General features: G+C 58.2%; 18 protein-coding genes. 16 read left to right on the top strand and 2 right to left on the bottom strand.

Annotated features, from left to right (window positions below):
* The first annotated feature begins 13 nt into the window (after nucleotides 1–13).
* The 11 genes from alg8 (at nucleotide 14) to CHB79_RS07525 (ending at nucleotide 14,817) form a co-directional block, all read left to right on the top strand.
* Complete coding sequence (alg8, locus tag CHB79_RS07475; RefSeq protein WP_089359436.1) at nucleotides 14–1,495, top strand: mannuronan synthase; 1,482 nt, start codon at nucleotides 14–16, stop codon at nucleotides 1,493–1,495.
* A 26-nt stretch (nucleotides 1,496–1,521) separates the two neighbouring features.
* Nucleotides 1,522–2,685 (top strand): PilZ domain-containing protein, encoded by a 1,164-nt coding sequence (locus CHB79_RS07480; RefSeq protein WP_089359437.1) that lies wholly within the window; start codon nucleotides 1,522–1,524, stop codon nucleotides 2,683–2,685.
* 40 nt (nucleotides 2,686–2,725) lie between these two features.
* A complete protein-coding gene (gene algK / locus CHB79_RS07485; RefSeq protein ID WP_089359939.1) occupies nucleotides 2,726–4,069 on the top strand; it encodes an alginate biosynthesis TPR repeat lipoprotein AlgK in 1,344 nt (447 codons plus the stop codon).
* Nucleotides 4,066–5,538, top strand: a complete 1,473-nt coding sequence (locus tag CHB79_RS07490) for an alginate export family protein (protein WP_089359438.1) — start codon at nucleotides 4,066–4,068, stop codon at nucleotides 5,536–5,538. The genes algK and CHB79_RS07490 overlap by 4 nt, the downstream gene beginning before the upstream one ends.
* 9 nt (nucleotides 5,539–5,547) lie before the next feature.
* The gene (gene algG / locus CHB79_RS07495) at nucleotides 5,548–7,158 is read left to right on the top strand and encodes a mannuronan 5-epimerase AlgG (RefSeq protein WP_089359439.1); all 1,611 of its coding nucleotides are present in this window, start codon (nucleotides 5,548–5,550) and stop codon (nucleotides 7,156–7,158) included.
* Between the two features lie 11 nt (nucleotides 7,159–7,169).
* Complete coding sequence (locus CHB79_RS07500; protein WP_089359440.1) at nucleotides 7,170–8,594, top strand: alginate O-acetyltransferase; 1,425 nt, start codon at nucleotides 7,170–7,172, stop codon at nucleotides 8,592–8,594.
* 14 nt (nucleotides 8,595–8,608) lie between these two features.
* A complete protein-coding gene (locus CHB79_RS07505; protein WP_089359940.1) occupies nucleotides 8,609–9,706 on the top strand; it encodes a mannuronate-specific alginate lyase in 1,098 nt (365 codons plus the stop codon).
* Between the two features lie 88 nt (nucleotides 9,707–9,794).
* On the top strand, nucleotides 9,795–11,291 hold the full coding sequence (locus CHB79_RS07510; protein WP_089359441.1) for an MBOAT family O-acyltransferase: 1,497 nt from the start codon (nucleotides 9,795–9,797) through the stop codon (nucleotides 11,289–11,291).
* Nucleotides 11,292–11,303: 12 nt separating this feature from the next.
* On the top strand, nucleotides 11,304–12,446 hold the full coding sequence (locus CHB79_RS07515) for an alginate O-acetyltransferase (protein ID WP_089359442.1): 1,143 nt from the start codon (nucleotides 11,304–11,306) through the stop codon (nucleotides 12,444–12,446).
* 118 nt (nucleotides 12,447–12,564) lie between these two features.
* The gene (locus tag CHB79_RS07520) at nucleotides 12,565–13,212 is read left to right on the top strand and encodes an alginate O-acetyltransferase AlgF (protein WP_010486553.1); all 648 of its coding nucleotides are present in this window, start codon (nucleotides 12,565–12,567) and stop codon (nucleotides 13,210–13,212) included.
* A gap of 165 nt (nucleotides 13,213–13,377) precedes the next feature.
* Nucleotides 13,378–14,817: a mannose-1-phosphate guanylyltransferase/mannose-6-phosphate isomerase gene (locus CHB79_RS07525; protein WP_089359443.1), complete on the top strand. Its 1,440-nt coding sequence runs from the start codon at nucleotides 13,378–13,380 to the stop codon at nucleotides 14,815–14,817.
* Between the two features lie 66 nt (nucleotides 14,818–14,883).
* Here CHB79_RS07525 and CHB79_RS22390 read toward each other — a convergent pair whose 3' ends face one another.
* Complete coding sequence (locus CHB79_RS22390) at nucleotides 14,884–15,000, bottom strand: hypothetical protein (RefSeq protein ID WP_425439586.1); 117 nt, start codon at nucleotides 14,998–15,000, stop codon at nucleotides 14,884–14,886.
* A 573-nt stretch (nucleotides 15,001–15,573) separates the two neighbouring features.
* Here CHB79_RS22390 and CHB79_RS07535 point away from each other — a divergent pair.
* The 3 genes from CHB79_RS07535 to CHB79_RS07545 all read left to right on the top strand — a co-directional run bounded on the left by CHB79_RS07535 (nucleotide 15,574) and on the right by CHB79_RS07545 (nucleotide 17,336).
* Nucleotides 15,574–16,038: a hypothetical protein gene (locus CHB79_RS07535; RefSeq protein ID WP_010486546.1), complete on the top strand. Its 465-nt coding sequence runs from the start codon at nucleotides 15,574–15,576 to the stop codon at nucleotides 16,036–16,038.
* Between the two features lie 90 nt (nucleotides 16,039–16,128).
* Nucleotides 16,129–16,962: an SDR family oxidoreductase gene (locus CHB79_RS07540; RefSeq protein WP_089359444.1), complete on the top strand. Its 834-nt coding sequence runs from the start codon at nucleotides 16,129–16,131 to the stop codon at nucleotides 16,960–16,962.
* On the top strand, nucleotides 16,962–17,336 hold the full coding sequence (locus tag CHB79_RS07545) for a hypothetical protein (RefSeq protein ID WP_089359445.1): 375 nt from the start codon (nucleotides 16,962–16,964) through the stop codon (nucleotides 17,334–17,336). The genes CHB79_RS07540 and CHB79_RS07545 overlap by 1 nt, the downstream gene beginning before the upstream one ends.
* 53 nt (nucleotides 17,337–17,389) lie before the next feature.
* Here CHB79_RS07545 and CHB79_RS07550 read toward each other — a convergent pair whose 3' ends face one another.
* Entirely contained in the window at nucleotides 17,390–18,289 is a 900-nt protein-coding gene (locus CHB79_RS07550) for a DMT family transporter (RefSeq protein ID WP_089359446.1), read from the bottom strand.
* Nucleotides 18,290–18,482: 193 nt separating this feature from the next.
* On the opposite strand from CHB79_RS07550, the gene CHB79_RS07555 reads away from it, so the two are divergent.
* Both CHB79_RS07555 and CHB79_RS07560 read left to right on the top strand, forming a co-directional pair.
* Entirely contained in the window at nucleotides 18,483–19,358 is an 876-nt protein-coding gene (locus CHB79_RS07555; RefSeq protein ID WP_089359447.1) for an AraC family transcriptional regulator, read from the top strand.
* A gap of 149 nt (nucleotides 19,359–19,507) precedes the next feature.
* The gene (locus CHB79_RS07560; RefSeq protein ID WP_089359448.1) at nucleotides 19,508–22,141 is read left to right on the top strand and encodes a DEAD/DEAH box helicase; all 2,634 of its coding nucleotides are present in this window, start codon (nucleotides 19,508–19,510) and stop codon (nucleotides 22,139–22,141) included.
* Nucleotide 22,142: the final 1 nt, after the last annotated feature.

Consider the following 22,142-nt stretch of genomic DNA (forward strand, 5'->3'; position numbering starts at 1 on the left):
GATGGAAACGCATATGGATAAGCTCAAGACAGGCCTCCTGGAGGCTGCTGGCTGGCTGTTTTACCTGTCATTACTGATGTTGCTCGCCTTGGCCTTGCCGACCAGTACCTTCGACCCTGAATCGAAGCACTATCTGCTGCTGATTGGCGCCGTCGGTATCTGGCGTTATTCCATGGGTGCCATACATTTCGTGCGTGGCTGCCTGTTCCTTTACCTGGTCTACCCCTATTACAAGCGCAAGGTCCGCAAGCTCGGGACTGCTGCCGACCCATCCCATGTATTCCTGATGGTCACCAGCTTTCGTATCGATGCGCTTACCACTGCAATGGTCTATCGCTCGGTCATACGCGAGGCCATTGAGTGCGGTTACCCAACAACCATGGTGTGTTCGATCGTCGAGCTTTCCGATGAGCTGTTGGTGAAAAGCATGTGGGAGAAAATGAATCCTCCGGCCCACGTCAAACTCGACTTCGTGCGCATTCCCGGCACGGGTAAGCGTGATGGCCTGGCCTATGGTTTTCGCGCCATTTCGCGGCAAATGCCGGACAACAACGCAGTGGTTGCAGTCATCGATGGCGACACCGTGCTGGATGTCGGCGTGGTGCGTAAAACCGTGCCCTGGTTTCAGCTGTTTCCCAATGTTGGTGGCCTGACCACCAATGAGTTTTGCGAGGTTCGCGGCAGCTACATCATGAGTGAATGGCACAAGCTGCGCTTCGCTCAGCGTCACCTCAACATGTGTTCCATGGCCTTGTCCAAGCGGGTACTGACCATGACCGGGCGCATGTCTGTATTTCGCGCCCAGGTGGTAACCAACCCGGAATTTATTGCCGATGTTGAAAGTGATCACCTTGAGCATTGGCGCCTGGGTCGCTTCCAGTTCTTGACCGGCGACGACAAATCCAGCTGGTTCAGCCTGATGCGCCTCGGCTATGACACCTTCTACGTGCCAGACGCGGCAATCAATACCGTCGAACATCCGCCAGAAAAGAGCTTTATCAAAGCCAGCCGCAAGCTGATGTTCCGCTGGTACGGCAACAACCTGCGGCAGAACTCACGGGCCTTGCGCCTGGGAATAAATCGCCTGGGCGCCTTCACCAGCCTGGTCTTGTTCGACCAGCGCGTGTCGATGTGGACAAGCTTGCTGGGCTTGGCCGTAGCCGTGATCGCCAGCATCAAGTACAGCCCGGCATTTATCATCATCTACCTGTTGTGGATCGGCATTACACGCTTGGTATTGACGCTTTTGCTCAGTCTCAGCGGCCACCGCATCGGCCCAGCCTACCCCGCGATTCTTTATTACAACCAGATTGTCGGCGCCATGGTGAAGATCTATGTGTTCTTCCGCCTTGACCAGCAATCCTGGACCCGTCAGCCCACCAAACTCAACCGAGACCTGGCCAGCTTTTCACGACTGTTCAACAGCTGGTCTTCGCGAGCCATGACTTTTACTGCCACCAGCGTATTCATCGCCGCGCTTCTCGCGTTGGTGTGACCAGAACTGAATAGGAAATCAAACCCATGAACACAGCCGTCAATGTCAACGTGGTCCATGAATCGGAAGCTCAGCGCCAGCACGCCCGGGTCAGAATCCCAGCAACTTTGCGCTACATCGCCAAAAACCGCGAACAGGTTGAAGTCCGTGTGCTCGACCTGTCGGCGGGAGGATTCAGCTTCAACAACGAAAAAGCCCCGGCCAATGTCGGCGACTATCACAAGGCGCGCATGCAATTCCAGCTCGACAGCCTCAACCTGAGCCTGGATATCGAGTTTCAGGTGTGCTCGACCGACCCGGTCAACAAGCGTGTGGGCTGCCAGTTTCACAACCTCAAGCCCCGCGAAATAGCGACCTTGCGCTACCTGATCAGCGCACACCTGAGCGGTGAGATTGTCTCCACCGGCGACCTGCTCAACACCTTGCAACGGGAAAATTTCACCAAGCCACGCAAGCAAGGCAACAGCGGCGGCATGAGTGCTTTCGGCCGGATCAAGGCAGTGACCTTCAGCATTGCCATCTTTGCAGTCGGCGTCGCCGCCTTTGGCTACATTTTCAAATCCATCTACGGCTTGTATTTCGTCACCCACGCCTCATCCGGCATGGTCGACGTCCCCAGCCTGAACATCACCATGCCACGTGAAGGCACAGTGCAAAGCCTGGTTGGCGCCGACGGCATCATCAACAAGGGCGCACCGGTTGCGACGTTCTCCGCCAGCATGCTGGAAATGCTCAAAGGCCAGCTCAGCGATGAACAGCTGACCCCAGCCAACATCGAGCAGCTGTTCAGCAAACAGATGAAAGGCACCTTGACCAGCCCGTGCAATTGCAAAATCGCCCGGCAACTGGTGGCCGACGGCCAGTTCGCCAGCAAAGGCGACGTGATCTTTGAAATGGTCCCGCAAGACACCAAGGCCAGGGTCCTGGCGAGCTTCCCCTATCGCAAGTTTGCCGAAGCGCGTCCTGGCACGCGAATCAAGTTCTGGGTCGCGGGCGATGACCAGCCACGCAGCGGCAAGATCATCAGCACCAATCTGCACAACGGCGGCTTGTCGTCTGATATCCGCGCCACTATCGAACCGGACCAGACCCTGCCAAGCACCCTGGCTGGCCAGCCTGTCGAAGTCGAAATTGATCGCGGCCCCTCCCTCGACTGGGTGATCGAGAAAGCGACTGCAGCTGGCTACTAAGGAGGACCGACACGTGGCTACTGCTCATCCTCAACTCATCATGCTCGCAGCCGCCGTCACCCTGGCTGGCTGTGCAGGCTTGCCGGACCAGCGCCTGGCAAGCGAAGCGCTCAAGCGGGGCGATACCGTCACCGCAGAACGCAACTTCCAACAGCTGGCTGAGCTGGGTTATGTCAAGGCACAAGTGGGCCTGGCCGACATGAAAGTCGCCAGCGGCACTGAAGAAGACCTCAAGGAAGCAGAGCGGACCTACCGCCAGGCAATGGATCAGTCACCTCGCGCCAAGGGACGCCTGGGTCGCCTGCTGGCGCGCAAGCCAGACAGCACCCATGCCGAACGTACCGAAGCGGCGACATTGCTCAAGGAAGCATTCAGTGCCGGCGAACCCAATAGCTTGCTGCCCCTGACCATGCTCTACCTGCAATACCCACAGGACTTTCCCGCTATGAACGTGCAAGAGCAAATTTCTAGCTGGCGCCAACAAGGTTTTGCCCAGGCAGAGCTGGCGCAGATCCTCCTTTATCGCACTCAAGGCACCTACGACCAGCACCTGACAGAGATCGAAGATATCTGCCAGAAACTGATCAGCGAGTCCGACGCCTGCTATGTCGAGCTGGCGACCGTGTATCAGATGCAAGGCAACAGCGAGCAACAGGAAGCGCTGATCGCCGACATGATGAACCAATACCACAGCCGTGCCTTGCCACCGCGCCGGGTTGAAGCCGTCGCCCAGGTATTGGCCGACGCGGAACTGGGCAAGCCTGACGAAAGCCAGGCAAAAGAGTTGCTTGAAGCCATCGCCCCGACTTACCCGGCGGCCTGGGTCAGCCTGGCTCGACTGCTGTACGACTACCCGGCGCTAGGCGACAGCGAAACCATGATGACCTACCTCGACAAGGGCCGGGAAGCTTCTCTGCCGCGCGCCGAGTTGCTGCTGGGTCGCCTGTACTACGAAGGCAAGATGGTCCCGCAAGACCCGAAAAAAGCTGAAGAGCACCTGCGCAAGGCAGCTCCCAGCGAGCCGACGGCCAACTACCTGCTGGGGCAAATCTACCTGCGCGGCTACTTGGGCGATATCTACCCGCAGCAGGCACTCGACCACCTGTTGAGCGCTGCACGGAGCGGCCAGATCAATGCCGACTACGCCCTGGCGCAAATGTACTCGCAAGGCAAAGGCATAGTGCCAAACCTGAGCAACGCCTATGTCTTCAGCCAGCTGGCACTCCCCAAAAACACGCAGGCAAGCACCGACCTGGCCAACGAGGTTGCGCAAAAGCTAACGCCAGCCCAACGCAGTGAAGCCGAGCAAAAGCTCCGTGAGGAACGCGAACTGCGTGGCACCGCCTTGCAAAACCAAACTCAGCTACAGGCACAGCTTCAATGAATAAGAACCCGACGACAAAACTCAACAGCATCGCAGCGAGCCTCGGTCTGGGCCTGACCCTTTTATCCAGCGCCAGCGCATTTGCGGCGAACAGCCCGGACCAGAACTTCGGCCTCACCGCCAAGATTACCGCGCAATCGGAAGACGACCGCGACCTGGGCACCCGCAGTGGCGGCGACGTCAACGGTATCGGTCTGGACCTGCGCCCCTGGTTATACGGCGAGCGCGGCAACTGGAGTGCGTTTGCCATGGGCCAGGCGGTGACCGCCACGGACATCATTGAAACCGACACCCTGCAAAACAATGCAGACGACAGCGACAGCAGCAGCGCCAACAGCAATGACGGACGCGAACCAGACAAGAGCTACCTGGCCATGCGCGAGTTCTGGGTCGACTACGCCGGCTTGACCGCTTATCCCGGCGAGCACCTGCGCCTCGGTCGTCAGCGCGTTCGCAGCGACGAAGGCACCTGGTGGGACACCAATATCGAAGCGCTGAACTGGGAATTCGATACCACCCTGCTGCGCGCCAACCTGGGCGTGGCCGAGCGGTTCTCCGACTACCGGACCGACCTGGATGACCTGGCCCCGGAAGATGAAGATCGCCAGCATTACTTTGGTGGCATCTCCACTCAGTGGAAACCCGGCCACTGGGTTGGCCTCAAGGCGCACCACAGTCGCGACAACGGCAGCCTGCCCAATATCGGTGAAGAAGTGGATGAATTGAGCAAACGCTACACCGGTGACCTGACGTGGCTGGGCATCAGCGCCGACGGTGATTTCTACAACCGTCGCTCGACCCAACCGCTCAACTACTGGGCACAGGCCACCTGGCTGACCGGTGACATCAACGAACTGGAACTCGCCAATGTCGGCGACCAAAAACTCGCGAACGGCTCGCGCAATGTGGATGTCGATGCCTGGGCCATGGACCTTGGCCTGCGCTGGAACATCGACCAGAACTGGAAAGTCGGTGGTGCTTACGCCCGAGGTAGTGGCGGCGGCGATGACGACAGCTCGGAACAGTTCCGCCAGACCGGCATGGAAAGCAATCGCTCCAACTTCACCGGGACCAATGCTCGCCTGCACCGCTTTGGCGAGGCCTTCCGCGGTGAGCTGAGCAACCTGCAAGCGGCGACCCTGTTTGGCTCCTGGCAGTTGCAAGACGAGTACGACGCCAGCCTGGTTTATCACAAGTTCTGGCGGGTCGATGACAAGCAGGACATTGGTGACAGCGGGATTATCGCCAACCTTGAAAACGGTGAAAAAGACGTAGGCCAGGAGGTTGACCTGGTTGTCACGCGCTATTTCAAGCAGGGCTTGTTGCCCGCTGCATTGGCTGAACAGGTCGATGAAGGTGCCGCCCTGGTGCGCTTGCGCGGTGGCGTCTTTCTACCGGGCGATGCCTACGCCAAAGGCACTGACTCTGTCATGCACCGTGCATTTGTCGACGTCATCTGGCGCTTCTGAGGACTGCTCATGTATCCACAACCTGACAAACTCAGGATCACTGCGGGGATCAACCTGCTGCTCCTGAGCACCTTGTTGCTCAGCGCGCCGTTGGCGTTGGCGCTGGACAGCCAAGGCACTCCGAACAGCGCCGTGAGGCATGCGCCTGACTCGACAAAAGTGCTGAACGAAACCAACAACTACACCGTCAGCAGCGCGCCAATCGAACCCTTGCTGATGGACAAGCCCAAGCTGCCCGATCTCTCCGGCTATACCGCTGAGGCGGTCGCCGCCAAGATCGAGCACAAACCCGGCGGCAAGGTTGTGGTGCGGCGCATGCTTCAACAGGTCGAGTTGCAAGACTTCATCGGCGGTAACGAGCGGTTGCGCGAATGGGTTAAACGCCAGAAAGGCATGCCCCACGCCATCTTTATCGAAGGTGGCTACGTAACCCCGGCGGATATCGCCAAGGCCCTGCCCGATAGCCAGTTTGCCGAAACCTCTCCCGGCGTCTATTTGGCGCGCTTGCCCATCGTGGTGTCACAGGGTGCAACCCTGCAGGTTGGCAAGGACACCAAGGACCTGCGCCTGTCGCAAGAGCGCGGCGCCTTCATGGTCAATGACGGCATGCTGTTTATCACCGATTCCAGGCTCACCGCCTGGCGTGAGGCTGATAACGGACCGGCGACCTTCCGCACGCCGAATGAGTTCCGCCCGTTCCTGGTGTCCTGGGGCGGCAGTGAGCTGTACATCTCCAACAGCGAGATAACCAGCCTGGGCTACAACCAGAGTAAGTCTTACGGCATCAGTGTTACCCAGTACTCACCCGGCATGGATAAGCGCCTCAAGCGCCCTCGCCCGACCGGTTGGCTGATTAACTCGACCTTTGTCGATCACTGGTATGGCTTTTATTGCTACGAGGCTGACGATGTGGTGCTCAAGGGCAATACCTACCGCGACAACATCGTCTACGGGATTGACCCGCACGACCGCTCACGCCGCTTGATCATTGCCGAGAATACCGTTCATGGCACCAAGAAAAAGCACGGCATCATCATCTCCCGTGAGGTTGATGACAGCTGGATCATCAACAACAAGAGCTATGACAACAAGCTCTCCGGCATCGTAATCGACCGTAACAGCATCAATAACCTGATTGCCTACAACGAGGTTTACCAGAACCACTCGGACGGCATCACCCTGTATGAAAGCAGCCACAACCTGCTGTGGGGCAACAAGGTACTGAACAACTCCCGCCACGGTATCCGGGTGCGTAACAGCGTCAACATTCGCATCTACGAAAACCTTTCGGCCGGCAACAAGTTGACCGGTCTGTACGGCCACATCAAGGACCTGTCGGACACCGATCGCGACATTGACCTCGACCCCTTCGACACCAAGGTGTCGATGATTCTGGTCGGCGGCACGCTGGCAGCGAACGGCTCCGGCCCCCTGTCCATCGACTCACCGCTAAGCCTTGAGCTGTACCGCGTGAACATGATTGCCCCCACCAAAAGCACCGGCATCAGTTTCTCGGGTGTGCTCGGCAAGCGCCAGGAAGAGATTCTCGACCTCTTGGTACGGCGCAAGTTGGCGGTGCTGATCGACCCAGTCGAAAGCCAGGCAGAACTGCAGAATTGAGGGCAAATAACGTGAGTAAGAAGATTTTTAAACTGCGCCAACTTGCTGTAGCCGGTGTCTTGCTCGGCACCGCCAGCGCAGCCATGGCTGAACCCAGCTATAGCGTGCAGCGGGTTGGTCCATTGTGCCCGGCCGCGCAAAACCCGGCGAACTACAACACCAAGTACCTGAGCTTTTTTACCGCGCTGGTACAGGGCAAAGGCGACTGGCTGTTTCGTAGCCGTAATGACCTGCGTACCGACTTTGGCACCACGGCGCACGGCTACCAACAGTTCAAGCGCCTGCGTGATGCACTCAAGCGCAAGGGCATCGAACTGATGATCGTCTATCAACCCACCCGGGGCCTGGTCAATCGCGAGCAACTGACGGACGCCGAAAAGTCACGTTTCAACTACGCACTGGCAAAAAAGAACTACTTGCAAGCCGTCGCGGATTTACGCAAGACCGGTATCTGGGTGACCGACCTTTCGCCCTTGTTCGATGAGAAGGACGTCAAGACGCCTTATTACTTCGAAGCCGACCATCACTGGACGCCAGCAGGTGCCTCACGCACAGCCAAACTGGTCGCCCAGACGCTAAAGCAAATCCCCGGCTTCGATGACATTCCTAAGAAGGAATTTGAAAGCAACGTTGTCGGCCTGCTGCCCAAGGCGGGCACCTTGCACAAAACCGCAGCCGAATTCTGCGGCGTCAGCTACGCCACTCAATATGTGCCTCGATATGAAACCGAGCCAGTTGGTGCTGCGGACGCCGACAGCTTGTTTGGTGATGAATCGGTTCCGCAAATCGCCATTGTCGGCACCAGTAACAGCGGCCCGGCGTACAACTTCCCCGGGTTCCTGCAGCAGTACAGCGGTGCCGAAGTGCTGAACATGGCGGTCAGTGGCGGTGGTTTCGACAGCGCGCTGCTGCAATACATGGCCAGCGAGGAGTTTCGCACCAATCCGCCAAAGATCCTGATCTGGGAGTTCGCCACCCACTACGACCTGGCGCAAGACAGTTTCTACCGCCAGGCCCTGCCCATGGTCGACAACGGCTGCGAAGGCCGCCCGGCGGTGATGCATAACAAAATCAAGATGAAACCCGGTAACAACCAGGTCCTGGTCAACGGTGAAGACACCGCGTTGCGCGATATACGCGGGGGCGACTACCAGGTTGACCTGACCTTCAGCGATCCCAGTGTGCATGAGTCCAAAGCCACCCTGTGGTACCTCAATGGCCGCCGGGAAAAATTCAAAATTGAGCAAAGCGATCGCGTCGATACCGGCGGCCGCTATGTCTTTGAACTGAGGAACGACCCTGACTGGCGTGATCTCAACCTGCTCGCCCTTGAAATCCAAAGCCCGGAACAAATGCCCGCGGGCCTGAGCGTTGAAGCAACGCTGTGCAAGCGACCATCGACTTCCGGCAAAAACCTCACGGCGAAAGCCGACTGAGGATGGAGTCAACCATGCAAGCGAAGAAATGGCTACTTACCCCCTGTTTACTGGCCAGTGCGATATTTGCCCAGGCCAGCTTTGCCAGTGACTTGGTGCCGCCGGCTGGCTACTACGCACCGGTAATCAGCACCGAGAAGAAGCCGCAGTCCTGTGACCCAGCGCCAAAGCCCTACACCGGCAGCCTGGTGTTTCGCAGTAAATATGAGGGTTCGGACAAGGCCCGCTCGACACTCAATAAAGTCGCCGAGAAAGCCTTTCGCGACAGCACCGCCGACATCACCACCATGGAGCGTGGCAGCAACCGCTACATCATGCGCTACATGCAAAACGGTGACCCCAAGCAACTTGAATGCGCGCTGCAGTGGATGGACAGCTGGGCGCAAGCGGGCGCCCTGCTCAGCACGGATTACAACCACACCGGCAAATCAATGCGCAAATGGGCCTTGGGCAGCATGTCTTCAGCCTACTTGCGCTTGAAGTTCTCCGAGAGCCAACCGCTCAAGGCTTACCCCCAGCAGGCGCAGGAAATCGAGCAGTGGTTCGTCAAGCTGGCCGAGTTGACCGTCCACGACTGGAGCGACCTGCCGCAACGCAAGATCAACAACCACAGCTACTGGGCGGCCTGGTCAGTGATGGCCACGGCAGTCGCAACCAACAGGCGCGACTTGTTCGACTGGTCGATCAAGCAGTTTCAGGTAGCCGCCAACCAGGTCGACGACGAGGGGTATCTGCCTAACGAGCTAAGGCGCAAGCAGCGCGCGCTGGCGTACCACAACTACAGCCTGCCGCCTTTGACCATGATTGCTGCATTTGCCCAGGCCAATGGCGTGGATGTCCGCCCGGAAAACCAGCAAGCGCTCAAGCGCCTTGCCGAGCGGGTCATGGAGGGGGTGTCCGAGCCCGATGAGTTCAAGGACAAGACCGGAGACAAGCAGGACATGACCGATCTCAGGAAACGCGCCAAGTTTTCCTGGCTCGCGCCCTATTGCACGCTTTACAGCTGCTCGGCGGACTTCGAGAAAGGCATTGAGAAGTTTGGCCCGTTCAAGACATTCCGCCTCGGCGGTGATGTCAGCAGCGTATTCAACCCTAGGCATCAGGGCGGCTAAACCACGTTCTACCCCATCCCCGCCAAGTGGTTTGGCGGGGCGACGAGCTCAAGAGCTCTGTTATTGACCTGTTAATGGAGAAGCACGGATGGTCTTTTCATCCAACGTGTTCCTGTTTTTGTTCTTGCCGATCTTCCTCGGCTTGTACTACCTCAGTGGCGCACGCTACCGCAACTTGTTGATCCTGATTGGCAGCTACAGCTTCTATGCCTGGTGGCGAGTCGATTTCCTGCTGTTATTCGTGGCTGTCACATTGTGGAACTACGGCTTTGGCCTGCGCATATACCGCGCGGGAGTCCGTACCAAGGCCGCACAACGCTGGGTGCTCTGGGGCGTGGCCGGTAACCTGGCGACCCTGGGTTACTTCAAGTACGCCAACTTCGGTGTGGCCAATATCAACAAGGTGATGGAGGCAGCAGGCTTCGAGCCCTTTGTACTGACCCATGTAATCTTGCCGATTGGGATTTCCTTCTACATTTTCCAGTCGCTGAGCTACCTGATTGACGTTTACCGTGGCGATACCGAACCCACGGAAAACCTGATCAACTTCGCAGCCTTTATCGCCCTGTTCCCGCAACTGATTGCAGGCCCGGTGCTGCGCTACAAAGACCTGGCCGACCAGTTCACTGATCGCACCCATAGCATCGACAAATTCTCCGAAGGCGCCACGCGCTTTATGCAGGGTTTCGTCAAGAAGGTGTTTATCGCCGACACCCTGGCACCGCTGGTCGATCACTGTTTTGCCCTGAGCAACCCAAGTACCGGTGATGCCTGGCTGGGCATGCTGGCCTATACCGCGCAGCTGTATTTCGACTTCTCCGGCTACAGCGACATGGCCATCGGCCTTGGCTTGATGATGGGTTTCCGCTTTATGGAAAACTTCAATCAACCCTATATCAGCCAGTCGATCACCGAGTTCTGGCGCCGTTGGCACATCAGCCTGTCGACCTGGCTGCGCGACTACCTCTATGTACCCCTGGGCGGCAACCGCCATGGCACATTCAACACCTATCGCAACCTGTTCCTGACCATGCTGCTCGGTGGTTTCTGGCATGGCGCCAACTGGACGTTCCTGATCTGGGGCGCGTGGCACGGCACCTGGCTTGCCATTGAACGCGCCTTGGGTGTCAAGGCTGCGCCCAGGGTACTCAACCCCTTCAAATGGGCCTTTACCTTCTTGCTGGTCATGCTTGGCTGGGTGATTTTTCGCGCGGAAAACCTCGACATCGCCTGGCGCATGTACAGCGCGATGTTCAGCTTCAACGGCTGGCAGCTCAGCGAATTGAACAGCGCCAATATCAATGATCTGCAAATCGCAACGCTGGTCATCGCCTACCTGGTGCTGGCGGTCTGTGGCGTGCGCGAGTTCAACCGTCACCGCTCCAGCAAGCGTCCCGAGAAAGACGCCACGCTGGGTAGCGACCCGGTCATCAGCTCCACTACCGCGACAGCAAGCGTAATGGCACAGCAAAACCCGGCCATGGCGCAAACCCTGGTGCGTACGGCGCTGTTCCTGCTGTTTTGCGCCTCGCTGTTGAAGCTCTCGGCGCAGAGCTACTCGCCCTTCCTTTACTTCCAGTTCTGAGTGAGGCCGACCATGAAAAGAACCGCAGAAAAAATCTATATCGCCTCGTTTATTACTGTGTTGTCGCTGGGCTTCATTTCTTCGATGAGCGGCGTACTCGACTACAAGCAACCCAAGACCTACAGCGTGCTTGATGGCAACCTGGCGCAAAGCTTCGAACATCATTACGACAAGGAATTGCCGCTCAAGGACATTGGCACCAATGTCTGGGCAGCCCTTGATTACCTACTGTTCAACGAAGGCCGCCAGGGCGTGAAGATTGGTGTCGAAGGCTGGCTCTACTCGGATGAAGAGTTCAAGCCCGACGCCAAGGGCCCGCAAAACCTGCGTGACAACCTCAATACAGTTGAAGGCGTACGCAATCTGCTGGCCGAGCATGACGTCAAGCTGGTGATGGCAGTTGTGCCCGCCAAGGCGCGCTTGTATCCCGAATACACGGGGAACAACCACGCCAGCGCGATCCATGCAGATCTGTACCAACGCTTTCGCACCGCGTTGCGGCGTGCCGGAATCACTGCGCCAGACCTGCTGGCCGTGCTTAAACCGGCCAAAGCGCAAGGCCAGGTATTCCTGCGTACCGATACCCACTGGACGCCACTGGGCGCCGACATTGCCGCCAAGCGCTTGAGCGAGACAGTACACAACAACTTCAAGTTACCAGGCGAGCCACAGGAGTACGTCACTTCGGCGCGTAAAACCGAGCCATACCATGGCGACCTGACCCGGTTTATCCCGCTCGATCCGCTGTTCAAAAGCCTTATGCCACGTCCTGATCAACTGCAGAAACGCAGCACCGAAGCTGTCTCGCAAACCGAAGGCGCTGATGCCCTGTTTGCTGACAACGAAATACCGGTGGCATTGGTGGGCACCAGCTATAGCGCCAACCCCAACTGGAATTTCGAGGGTGCGCTACGCGAACACTTGCAACATGACTTGAGCAACTACGCCGAAGACGGTCGTGGCCCGATTCTGCCGATGCTCAAGTACCTACAGAGTGACGACTTCAAGAACTCACCGCCCGAGGTGGTGATCTGGGAGTTCCCCGAGCGTTACCTGCCCATGCCCAACGACCTTAGTGAATTCGACCCGCAATGGATCGCAAAGCTTAAAGCACTTGGCAATGAGCAAAACCTGGCGCTTACCGGCAGCCGCTGATGCGCCAACCCGCGCGCCGGCATCGCTTGCCAGCGCGTAACAGTAATAGAGAGGCATGACACCTCGCTTAATTAACGGCTGCAATGCCGTTGTGTGAAACGAAGATGGAGAAATACCGATGGCCTTACTGACAAATCGCAACTTGACCACTTTCGCTTGCGCAGTAGCGCTGAGCCTTGGCAGCTTCCATGCGAGTGCCGGAGAAGGTGGTTTGTATGCACCTATCGCTCCCAAGGGATCGACCTTCGTTCGCGCCTACAACGCTGGCAATACGGAACTGAGTGTCAGTGTGGGCAACACCTCGCTCAATGAAGTTTCGCCGCTTGGTTCAAGTGATTTCAGCTTTATGCCCGCGGGCAGCTACAGCGCCCAGGTGGGCGACAAGACCATCCCGGTGAAACTCGATGCCGACCATTACTACACCTTGGTCAGCCAGCCGGGCGTTGAGCCAAAGCTGGTTGAGGATCCAGCGTTCAAGAACAAGCAAAAGGCCTTGCTACGGGTCCAGAACCTCTCTGACAGCAACGTCACCCTGAAGACGGCCGACGGCAAGACCAAGGTAGTCGACAGCGTTGCCCCTGCAAGCCACGGCGAGCGCGAAGTCAACCCGGTCAAGATCAAGCTGGCACTGTTCAAGGGTGACAACAAGATCAGCGACCTCAAGCCAGTTGCCCTGGCCCGCGGCGAAGTGGTCAGCCTGTACGTTACGGGCAGCGGTTCAAAGATCTCGCCGAACTGGGTCAAGCGCCCCGCCAAAACCGATTGATAGAACCCACAATACAAAGACCGCAAATCAGGTCGCTAAAAGATAGCGCCGCCAAGGCAGGCGCTACGGAGAAGTCCTCTACGGCTCATATGAGCTTGCTAACGGGTGTTCTCGCAATAACGCGTGATACCAGCCAAATCTATGAACGTTTCAGGAGTTGAACACATGATCCCAGTAATTCTTTCCGGTGGCAGCGGTTCGCGACTCTGGCCTCTTTCGCGTAAACAGTATCCCAAACAGTTCCTGGCGCTGACAGGCAGCGATAGCATGTTTCAACAGACCATCAAGCGTCTGTCATTTGCAGGTATGGAAGCCCCCGTATTGGTGTGCAACAAAGAGCATCGCTTTATCATCCAGGAACAACTGAGCACACAGAACCTCAGTGCGCAGTCGATCCTGCTCGAGCCATTTGGCCGTAACACCGCGCCAGCGGTTGCAATTGCAGCGATGAAACTGGTTGCCGAAGGGCGCGATGAACTGTTGCTGGTCCTACCGGCCGATCACGTACTGGACGACCAGGCATCATTCGAGGCGGCACTGACCATTGCAAGGTCGGCCGCCGAAAAAGGTGAAATGGTGCTCTTCGGCGTACCGGCCAACAGCCCTGAAACCGGTTACGGCTACATTCGCTCGACAGCTGATCAGAGCTTGCCGCAAGGCGTGGTGCGGGTCGAGAGCTTCGTCGAAAAACCGGATGCCGCACGCGCCGTTGAGTTTGTGGCTTCCGGCGATTACTTCTGGAACAGCGGCATGTTTATGTTCCGTGCCAGCCGCTACCTCGAAGAGCTCAAGCGTCACGATGCCGACATTTATGACACCTGCCTGCTGGCCCTGGAGCGCAGCAACGAGACCGACCATGTGGTCAATATCGACGAAGCGACCTTCGCCTGCTGCCCGGACAACTCGATCGACTACACCGTCATGGAAAAAACCGATCGCGCCTGCGTAGTGCCACTCGATGCGGGCTGGAATGACGTCGGCAGCTGGTCGTCGATCTGGGATGTGCACGACAAGGATGTACACGGCAATGTCGTCAAGGGCGATGTCATGGTTCACGACAGCCGCAACTGCCTGGTACAGGGCAACGGCAAGCTGGTATCGATCATTGGCCTGGACGACATCGTTGTGGTCGAGACCAAGGATGCGACCATGATCTCCCACCGCAACAGCGTGCAAGACGTCAAGCACGTGGTCAACGAACTCAACGCCAAGAACCGCTGCGAAGCGCAAAACCACTGCGAGGTATACCGTCCGTGGGGGTCGTACGACTCGGTCGACATGGGTGGCCGTTTCCAGGTCAAGCACATCACGGTCAAGCCGGGCGCGCAGTTATCGCTGCAGATGCATCACCACCGTGCCGAGCACTGGATTGTGGTGGCCGGTACCGCTGAGGTGACCTGTGATGACCGCACCTTCTTGCTGACGGAAAACCAGTCGACCTACATCCCGATGACCGCCGTTCACCGCCTGAGCAATCCAGGCAAAATCCCCCTTGAGCTGATTGAAGTGCAATCGGGAACCTACCTGGGCGAGGACGACATCGAACGCTTTGAAGATGTCTACGGCCGCAGCCACGATGAGGCTGCACGCATAGAAGTACGCTAAAGCCAATGCGGGCTCTGCAACGGAGCCCGCGTTTCTGCCTGGTTTTTTGCTGTTTAGAGGCGTTCGCTAGAACAGCCTCGAACCGGGGGTGAAAAGTTCAATATGGATTGTCGCGCTCTGTGCTTCGGGATGCCGGGGGTTGAACAGGTAGTTGACTGTGCTCGGTATGATCGCGCTCGGCACTGGTAGCAGTGCGCTGCACTCGTCAAGGAACTGGTTGCCTATTCCTCGGGTGAGCTCGGGGATCTGTCGACCAACCAACAGGTAGAGTGGGCATCTGGGCTTGCGATGCAGAGTCAGGCATCTCGATACGCAGTAGCAGCATGGTCGCTGGACATTCCTCAGGATCAATTCCCAGATGAGCAAGTACCTCGAGCCTTGCTCCCGACGGGCTGGCCGCGCTCAATCGTGCACGGTAAGCCCAATACCCGTGATCGCGTAGGACTTCGGCAAGCATGACGGCTTGAGGTACGCCTTTGTTGCGCTGGTCTACTGGCCGGCCTGGCATGCTTATGTGACAAATCGCTGGAGCTTCATCCATGCGGACCTATTGCTGGTCAGCTGCGATTCGTCGCGAGATGCGGGCCCACAGCCGGTACCGCTGCCGTTCGCTGCACTACAGCAAAGCAGAAGACGGCTCGAGGGTGACTCAAGCGACTTCAGCACTTTGCCGGTTACATTTTTTAACCCCTCCTCCTTTCCCACCGCGCCAGCTTGTGTAGGATGAACAGATGTTCGCCGCCCAAGGTCATCACCATGTTATTCGGTGCAATCCTGATTCTCAGCTGGTTTATCCTGCTGATTCGCTACCCGAGCAAAGCCCTGCCCGTGACGCTGGTTGCCGTTGTCGGCTTGTTTATTGTCGCCTCGATCGTGATCTGGCAAGAAAACCGTGAGAAAAGTCACCTGGCAGAACTGGAAATGCGCTTTACCTACGACCCGCAGAATTGCCCGGCAGACCAGCCACTGGCATTGAGCCTGAAAAACGCCAGCCCCAAGCCCTTGCTCGACCTGCAATGGCAAATGGCAGCCTTCCGTCCTGGGGACAGTGTCAACCTGGTGGAAAACAACTATGACTCGCCCCGCTACACCGGCCCCGGCGATTTGCTGCCTGGTTCGACCTGGGAAAGCTGCCTGCCTTTACCTCCGCTGCGCAGCGGATATCGGGCCAGCAGCCTTGAGTTTCGGGCGCAGCGCATACAAGGCAGCTTTGCCGACTGACTGGACGGGCATGACAGGATATTCACGCTAGGTTTGCGAACCGCCATTGGCTTATTCTGAACCCATTCCAATTCAGCTCAGGATAACGCTATGACGACCCAGTTCACTGCATTGATCACTGGATGCTCCAGCGGTATTGGTCGCGCCCTGGCCGAGGTGTTCCAGGCCGCCGGATATAAGGTCTGGGCCACGGCCCGGAAGGAGTCTGACCTGGCGGCCCTCAGTGCTGCCGGGTTCAATGCGGTACAGCTCGACGTCAACGATGCATCCGCCGTTGAGCAGCTGGGCGCCCGTCTTGCCGAAGAGATTGGCGGCCTTGATGTACTGATCAATAATGCCGGCTATGGCGCCATGGGCCCGCTATTGGACGGCGGGGTTGAAGGCATGCGCAAGCAATTCGAGACCAACGTCTTTGCCCTCGTCGGCATTACCCGCGCCCTGTTCCCCTTGCTGCGCCGCAATAAAGGCCTGGTGGTCAATATCGGCAGTGTTTCAGGGGTGCTTGTAACGCCCTTTGCCGGCGCCTATTGCGCCTCAAAAGCCGCGGTGCATGCGCTGACCGATGCGCTGCGCCTGGAGCTTGCGCCCTTCTCAATTGATGTGATGGAGGTTCAGCCGGGCGCGATTGCATCAAGTTTCGGCAGCAATGCCAGCCAGCAGGCAGAGCAGTTAATCGACGAAAAATCACCTTGGTGGCCCCTCCGCGAGGGTATTCGCGCCCGAGCCAATGCATCGCAAGACAACCCGACCCCCGCCCTGCACTTTGCGCGCAACCTGCTGGCAGCCGTGCAACGCGACAAGCGTCCTCGGCTTATCCGCCTGGGCAACGGCAGCCATATGCTGCCGCTGCTGGCCAACCTACTGCCCAAGGCACTGCTCGAAAAAGGGCTGATGAAACGCTTTGGCCTCAACCGGACCCTCTGATGAAGCAACCCAGATTGCATTACTACGCATTCGGCGCGGTTGTGGCTGTGGCCGTACTCAACCTGATGGTGCGCGCCTGGGTAAAACTCGGTGGCTTGCCCGCCACCTTGCTGGTCGCCGTGGCTGTCGGCCTTGCCGTGCGCGGAGTATTTCAGTGGCGCAACCAACGGTTTCCCGAACGCCGGGAACGCTGGGTGATGGTCGCTATCTATGCGGCGGTGCTTGGAGTCTTGTACCTGGGTCTGCTCGCCATGATGTACCTCAAGGATGAGCCCGGCAGGGCTGGCCACATCCTGTTCTGGCTGCATTACCTGTGCTACCCGGTACTGCTCGCAGTGTGCCTGATTCCCCGCCAAAGCGCTCACCCGCAGTAGCCTGAAGCATTCACCCAAGCACCTGCATTGCAGGCGCTTGGCAACACGCAGAGCTAGCGCGCAACGACCACTGCTGCTGCGGGCGCCTTGGGCTTGCGAAACACCAGGATATTGCCCAGCATCACCAACACCAGGCCCAATAGCGCAGGTGCGGTCCATTGGTAGCCCTCGGCAAATACCGAGATATTCAATGCCACCACCGGGAACAACACAGTGCAATAAGCTGCCCGCTCCGGGCCCATGCGTCCAACCAGGGTCAGGTAAGCGGTAAAGCCGATAACCGAGCCCGGGATCGCCAGATACAACAAGGTGCCGATATAGCGGCTATTGGCCTCAAAGGTAAACGGCGTGCCTGTAACCAGGCAGATCACCAGCAACATCAAGGCGCCATAAAGCATGCCCCAGGCGTTGGTCGTAAGCGGTTTGAGGCCCGCTTTTTGTTGCAAGCTCGAGAGCATGTTGCCTGCGGAGAAGCACAGCGTACCGATAACTGCCAGGCCAATACCCAGCAACGTCTCGGGGCTTGCCTCATGCCCTGCCAGCTCGGGCCAGAACAACAAGCCCAGGCCGCACAACCCCAGCGCACCGCCGGCCAATACGTTGGCTGCAATTCGCTGCTTGAAGAACAGCCTGGCATTAAGCGCATTCCACAGCGTGGCGGTTGAAAATATAACCGCGACCAGGCCACTGGGAATCCACTGGCTGGCCGTGTAGAAACACATGAAGTTGATACAGAACAGACAGAGCCCCTGTACCAGGCATATCATTTGTCCGCGCCGATCCATTTTCTGCAAGCGCCCGCTGAGCAGCAGGATCGCAAACAGCACCGCAGCCGCCAGGCCAAATCGATAGGCAATAGAGAGGGGAATAGCCACCACGCCCAATTGCAATTTCAAGGCGATCCAGGTGGTGCCCCAGATCAGTACGGTCATCAAATACAACGACAGGTTCATCGCACAACTCCCAGTAGATAAAGCGAGTCTGCGCCTGCCGCTACCGGCGTGCTTGCACAAAATTGCGCTTTTCACTGCATGGCGCCCACGCGCCGGCCCCGCGCGACTTACACAATCTTGCGCTTTTTTCACGCCGGGGGCTGGCAGCAGCCCCACGGCGGAGTAGCATGTTCGGGCTAGAGGACAGGTATGTATGGCGCAACTCGAAGAAAGCCAGGTATTCCAAGCAATGGGCCAATCGCCCAACGCACGCTTGCACCACAGTGCCGAGCTAGGCGACGGCCTGGCCGCTGCATTGTGGAGCAACAGCCATGATGTACGCGACTACGAAGCGCCGACCCATCACACCTTGTCGTGCTATCTGGCGGGCGGCACCGGCACATTTCGCCGCGAGCGACCCGACAACAAGGGCGCGCCCGGCAAACTCTGCGTAATGCCAGCCGGGCATCACTCAAAGTGGATCATCAACGGTGAAATCAACCTGGCCCACCTGTATATCAGCGAGGAACACTTTGCCTTGGCGGCTGTGCGCTTGCTCGACCGCGAGCCGCGCGAGTTGCAATTGCGCGAAGGCACCTTTCTTGATGACGCCGAGCAAGCCCAGCGCTTTCGCCAGCTCAGCCTGATGAACTGGCATGAACCCGGCGAGCACCTGCTGATCAACAGCATCGCTCACCAACTGCTCGACCACGCCCTGCTCTCGCAGGTGGGCAAGCGTGATGGCCTGAAAGTCAGTGGCGGTCTGGCGCCAGCCCAGCGTAGGCGATTACGTGAGTTTATCGACAGTCACCTCGACCAACCGCTGAGCCTTGGCCAGTTGGCGGGTATGTGCGCACTGTCGGAGTACCACTTCGCTCGCATGTTTACCCAGAGTTTTGGTTTGCCGCCGCACCGTTATGTGCTCAAGCAGCGCCTGCACCTGGCCTCGCAGCTACTGCGCAACGGCCAAGGCTCACTGGTTGAGATCGCCCTGGCCTGTGGCTTTGCCAGCGCCAGTCACTTCAGCAACCGTTTCCGCCAGGCATATCACGCAACGCCCAGCCAGTACCGCGCCGTGTTTGCAAGCTAATCGGCCAGTGCATCACCCCGGTCGGTGACGACGCAGGCAATCAAAATATTTGCCCCAACGGTCTGCATCAGGCCGCTTAACTGTGCAAGAATCATCGGCTTTGCTTAATTTCACGGCGCAGCGATGACCCACCCAGCAGACCTCCAACGATGGCCCTGAATATCCTGCAGTTGAGTCAGGATAACTGGCGCTCTACATTCGATGCCGGGCATTTTCGCCGGGGGCTTGGCTACGCCGAAGAAACACGCAGCACCCTCCTTAACCTGACGGACAACAATCTGCTTGCCAGTTGCAAAGGCTCGTCGGGGCAAATCTACCAGCAGCGCATCAAGCTGTTCCCAACCGCGCACGGCTGGAGCATTAATGGTCACTGCAGTTGCCCGGTGGGCTATAACTGCAAGCATGTAGCCGCAGCCCTGCTAACCCTTGAGCGCCAACAAAAGTCTGCCGTGGATCACAGCGCCCTGATAACACCCAGCCAGAAAGTCGCCGAACAGCGCCTCGAAGGCATCATGCCGAAACCCATATTGAGCCTGGGCAGTCACGCGCGGGTGCATTTTGACGCTCGCAAAGGCCGTATGCAGGAGCAAACGCAACACCGTGCCGCACTTGCATTCGACTACCAAGGGCACCTGGCCTACGGTCGCCAGGGCAAGGATTTGTTGATCCGCCAACAACCCGACCTGAACCTGCGCGTCATCCGTGACGCCAGTGCGGAAAGCCTGCTGCGCAAGCGCTTGACCGACATGGGCCTGAGTATTGCCCTGCGCCAGAGCGAAGCCTTGGGCGAACACCCGGGTGAGCACTTTGAATTGCCCAATGAAGCCACCTGGCTGCGCTTTGTCGATAACCACCTGCCCACGCTACGCGCCGAAGGCTGGAAAATCGAGATGCAACCCGGTTTTCACTACAATCTGGCGCAGATTGACCACTGGTACGCCGACATTGAAGAGTCGGCCGAACATGACTGGTTCGACCTTGAATTGGGCATCACCATCGAGGGTCAACGCGTCAGCCTGTTACCTGTGTTGCTCCAGGCCATCCGCCGCACGCCCTGGTTGCTCAATGGCGAAGCCGTAGCCCAGCGCCAGGACGAAGAGATGCTGCTGGTCAGCCTGACGCAAACCGATCAGCGCGTGGCCTTGCCCTTTGCCCGCCTCAAGCCAATGCTTGCCACGCTTGGCGAGCTGTTCTTCCGCGAACCTGGCGAGGTCAACAACAAGATTCGCCTGCCACGGGCTGATGCACCGCGCCTGAACCGCCTAGGCGACGGCCCACCGCTTGAATGGAACGGCGGCGAGCCCATACGCAGCTTCGCCCATCGCCTGCAGGCCTTGCCGGAGTTCAAGGCCAAGGTCCCCCGGGACCTCAACGCAAAGTTGCGCCCCTATCAAGTTCAGGGGCTGGCGTGGATGCAAGCCTTGAGCGAGCTGGAAATGGGCGGGCTGCTGGCAGACGACATGGGCTTGGGGAAAACCCTGCAAACCCTTGCTCACATTCTCGGCGAAAAACAAGCAGGTCGCTTGCAGCAGCCAGCCTTGATCGTGATGCCAACCAGCCTGATACCCAATTGGCAGGATGAAGCCGCACGCTTTGCCCCGAGCTTGCGTGTGCTTGCACTGCATGGCAGCAAACGCCGCAGCCTGTTCAAGCTGATTGATCAGCACGACGTGGTGTTGACCACCTATGCGCTCTTGCCCAGGGACTTGAAAGCCTTGAGCGCGCACAACTATCGCCTGATGATTCTTGATGAGGCACAGAACATCAAGAACCCTCGCAGCAAGACCGCCATCGCCGCCGGACAGATTCGTGCACGCCAACGCCTGTGCCTGACCGGAACGCCGCTTGAGAATCACTTGGGCGAGTTATGGTCACTGTTCAACTTCCTGATGCCCGACTGGCTCGGTGACGCCAAAAGCTTCAGCCGCGACTACCGCACGCCAATCGAAAAACAAGGCAACGAGCAACGCCTGGCGCACCTACACGGCCGGATCAAACCCTTTGTCCTGCGCCGTAAAAAACAGGATGTGACCCGTGAGTTACCACCCAAGACCGAAATGACCTACTGGGTCGACCTGAGCGCGGCGCAACGTGATCGTTATGAAGCCTTGCGCCTGGCCATGGATAAAAAGGTGCGTGCCGAAATCAGCCGCCAGGGCTTGGCCCGCAGCCAGATCGTCATCCTTGAGGCCCTGCTGCGCTTGCGCCAGGCCTGCTGCGACCTGCGTTTGCTCGACGAGAGCGACCCATCATTGAAAAGCAGTGATTCAGGCAAACTCAGTGCGCTGCTCAGCATGCTCGAGCAATTGTTCGCCGAGGGTCGCAAGGTGCTGCTGTTTTCGCAGTTCACCTCGATGCTGGCCTTGATCGAAACCGAGCTGATCGCACGCAATATCAGCTACGTAAAACTAACTGGCAGCACCCAGGACCGGCGCACCCCGGTCGAGCAGTTCCAGGCTGGCGATCACTCGATCTTCCTGATCAGCCTCAAGGCCGGAGGCGCAGGCTTGAACCTGACTGCCGCCGACACTGTGATTCACTTCGACCCATGGTGGAATCCGGCAAGCGAAGCGCAAGCCAGTGATCGCGCCTATCGCATTGGCCAGGACAAACCCGTGTTTGTATACAAGATGATCACCCGTGGCAGCGTCGAGGAAAAAATCCAGCACCTGCAACAGGCCAAGGCCAACCTCGCCCGTGGTGTTCTCGACGGTGGCAGCCAGGCCAAGTGGCAACTCACTGAAGAAGACCTGCAGGCATTGCTTGAGCCGTTGGCGCCCTGAG

Source organism: Pseudomonas segetis, from assembly GCF_900188155.1.
GTDB lineage: Bacteria > Pseudomonadota > Gammaproteobacteria > Pseudomonadales > Pseudomonadaceae > Aquipseudomonas > Aquipseudomonas segetis.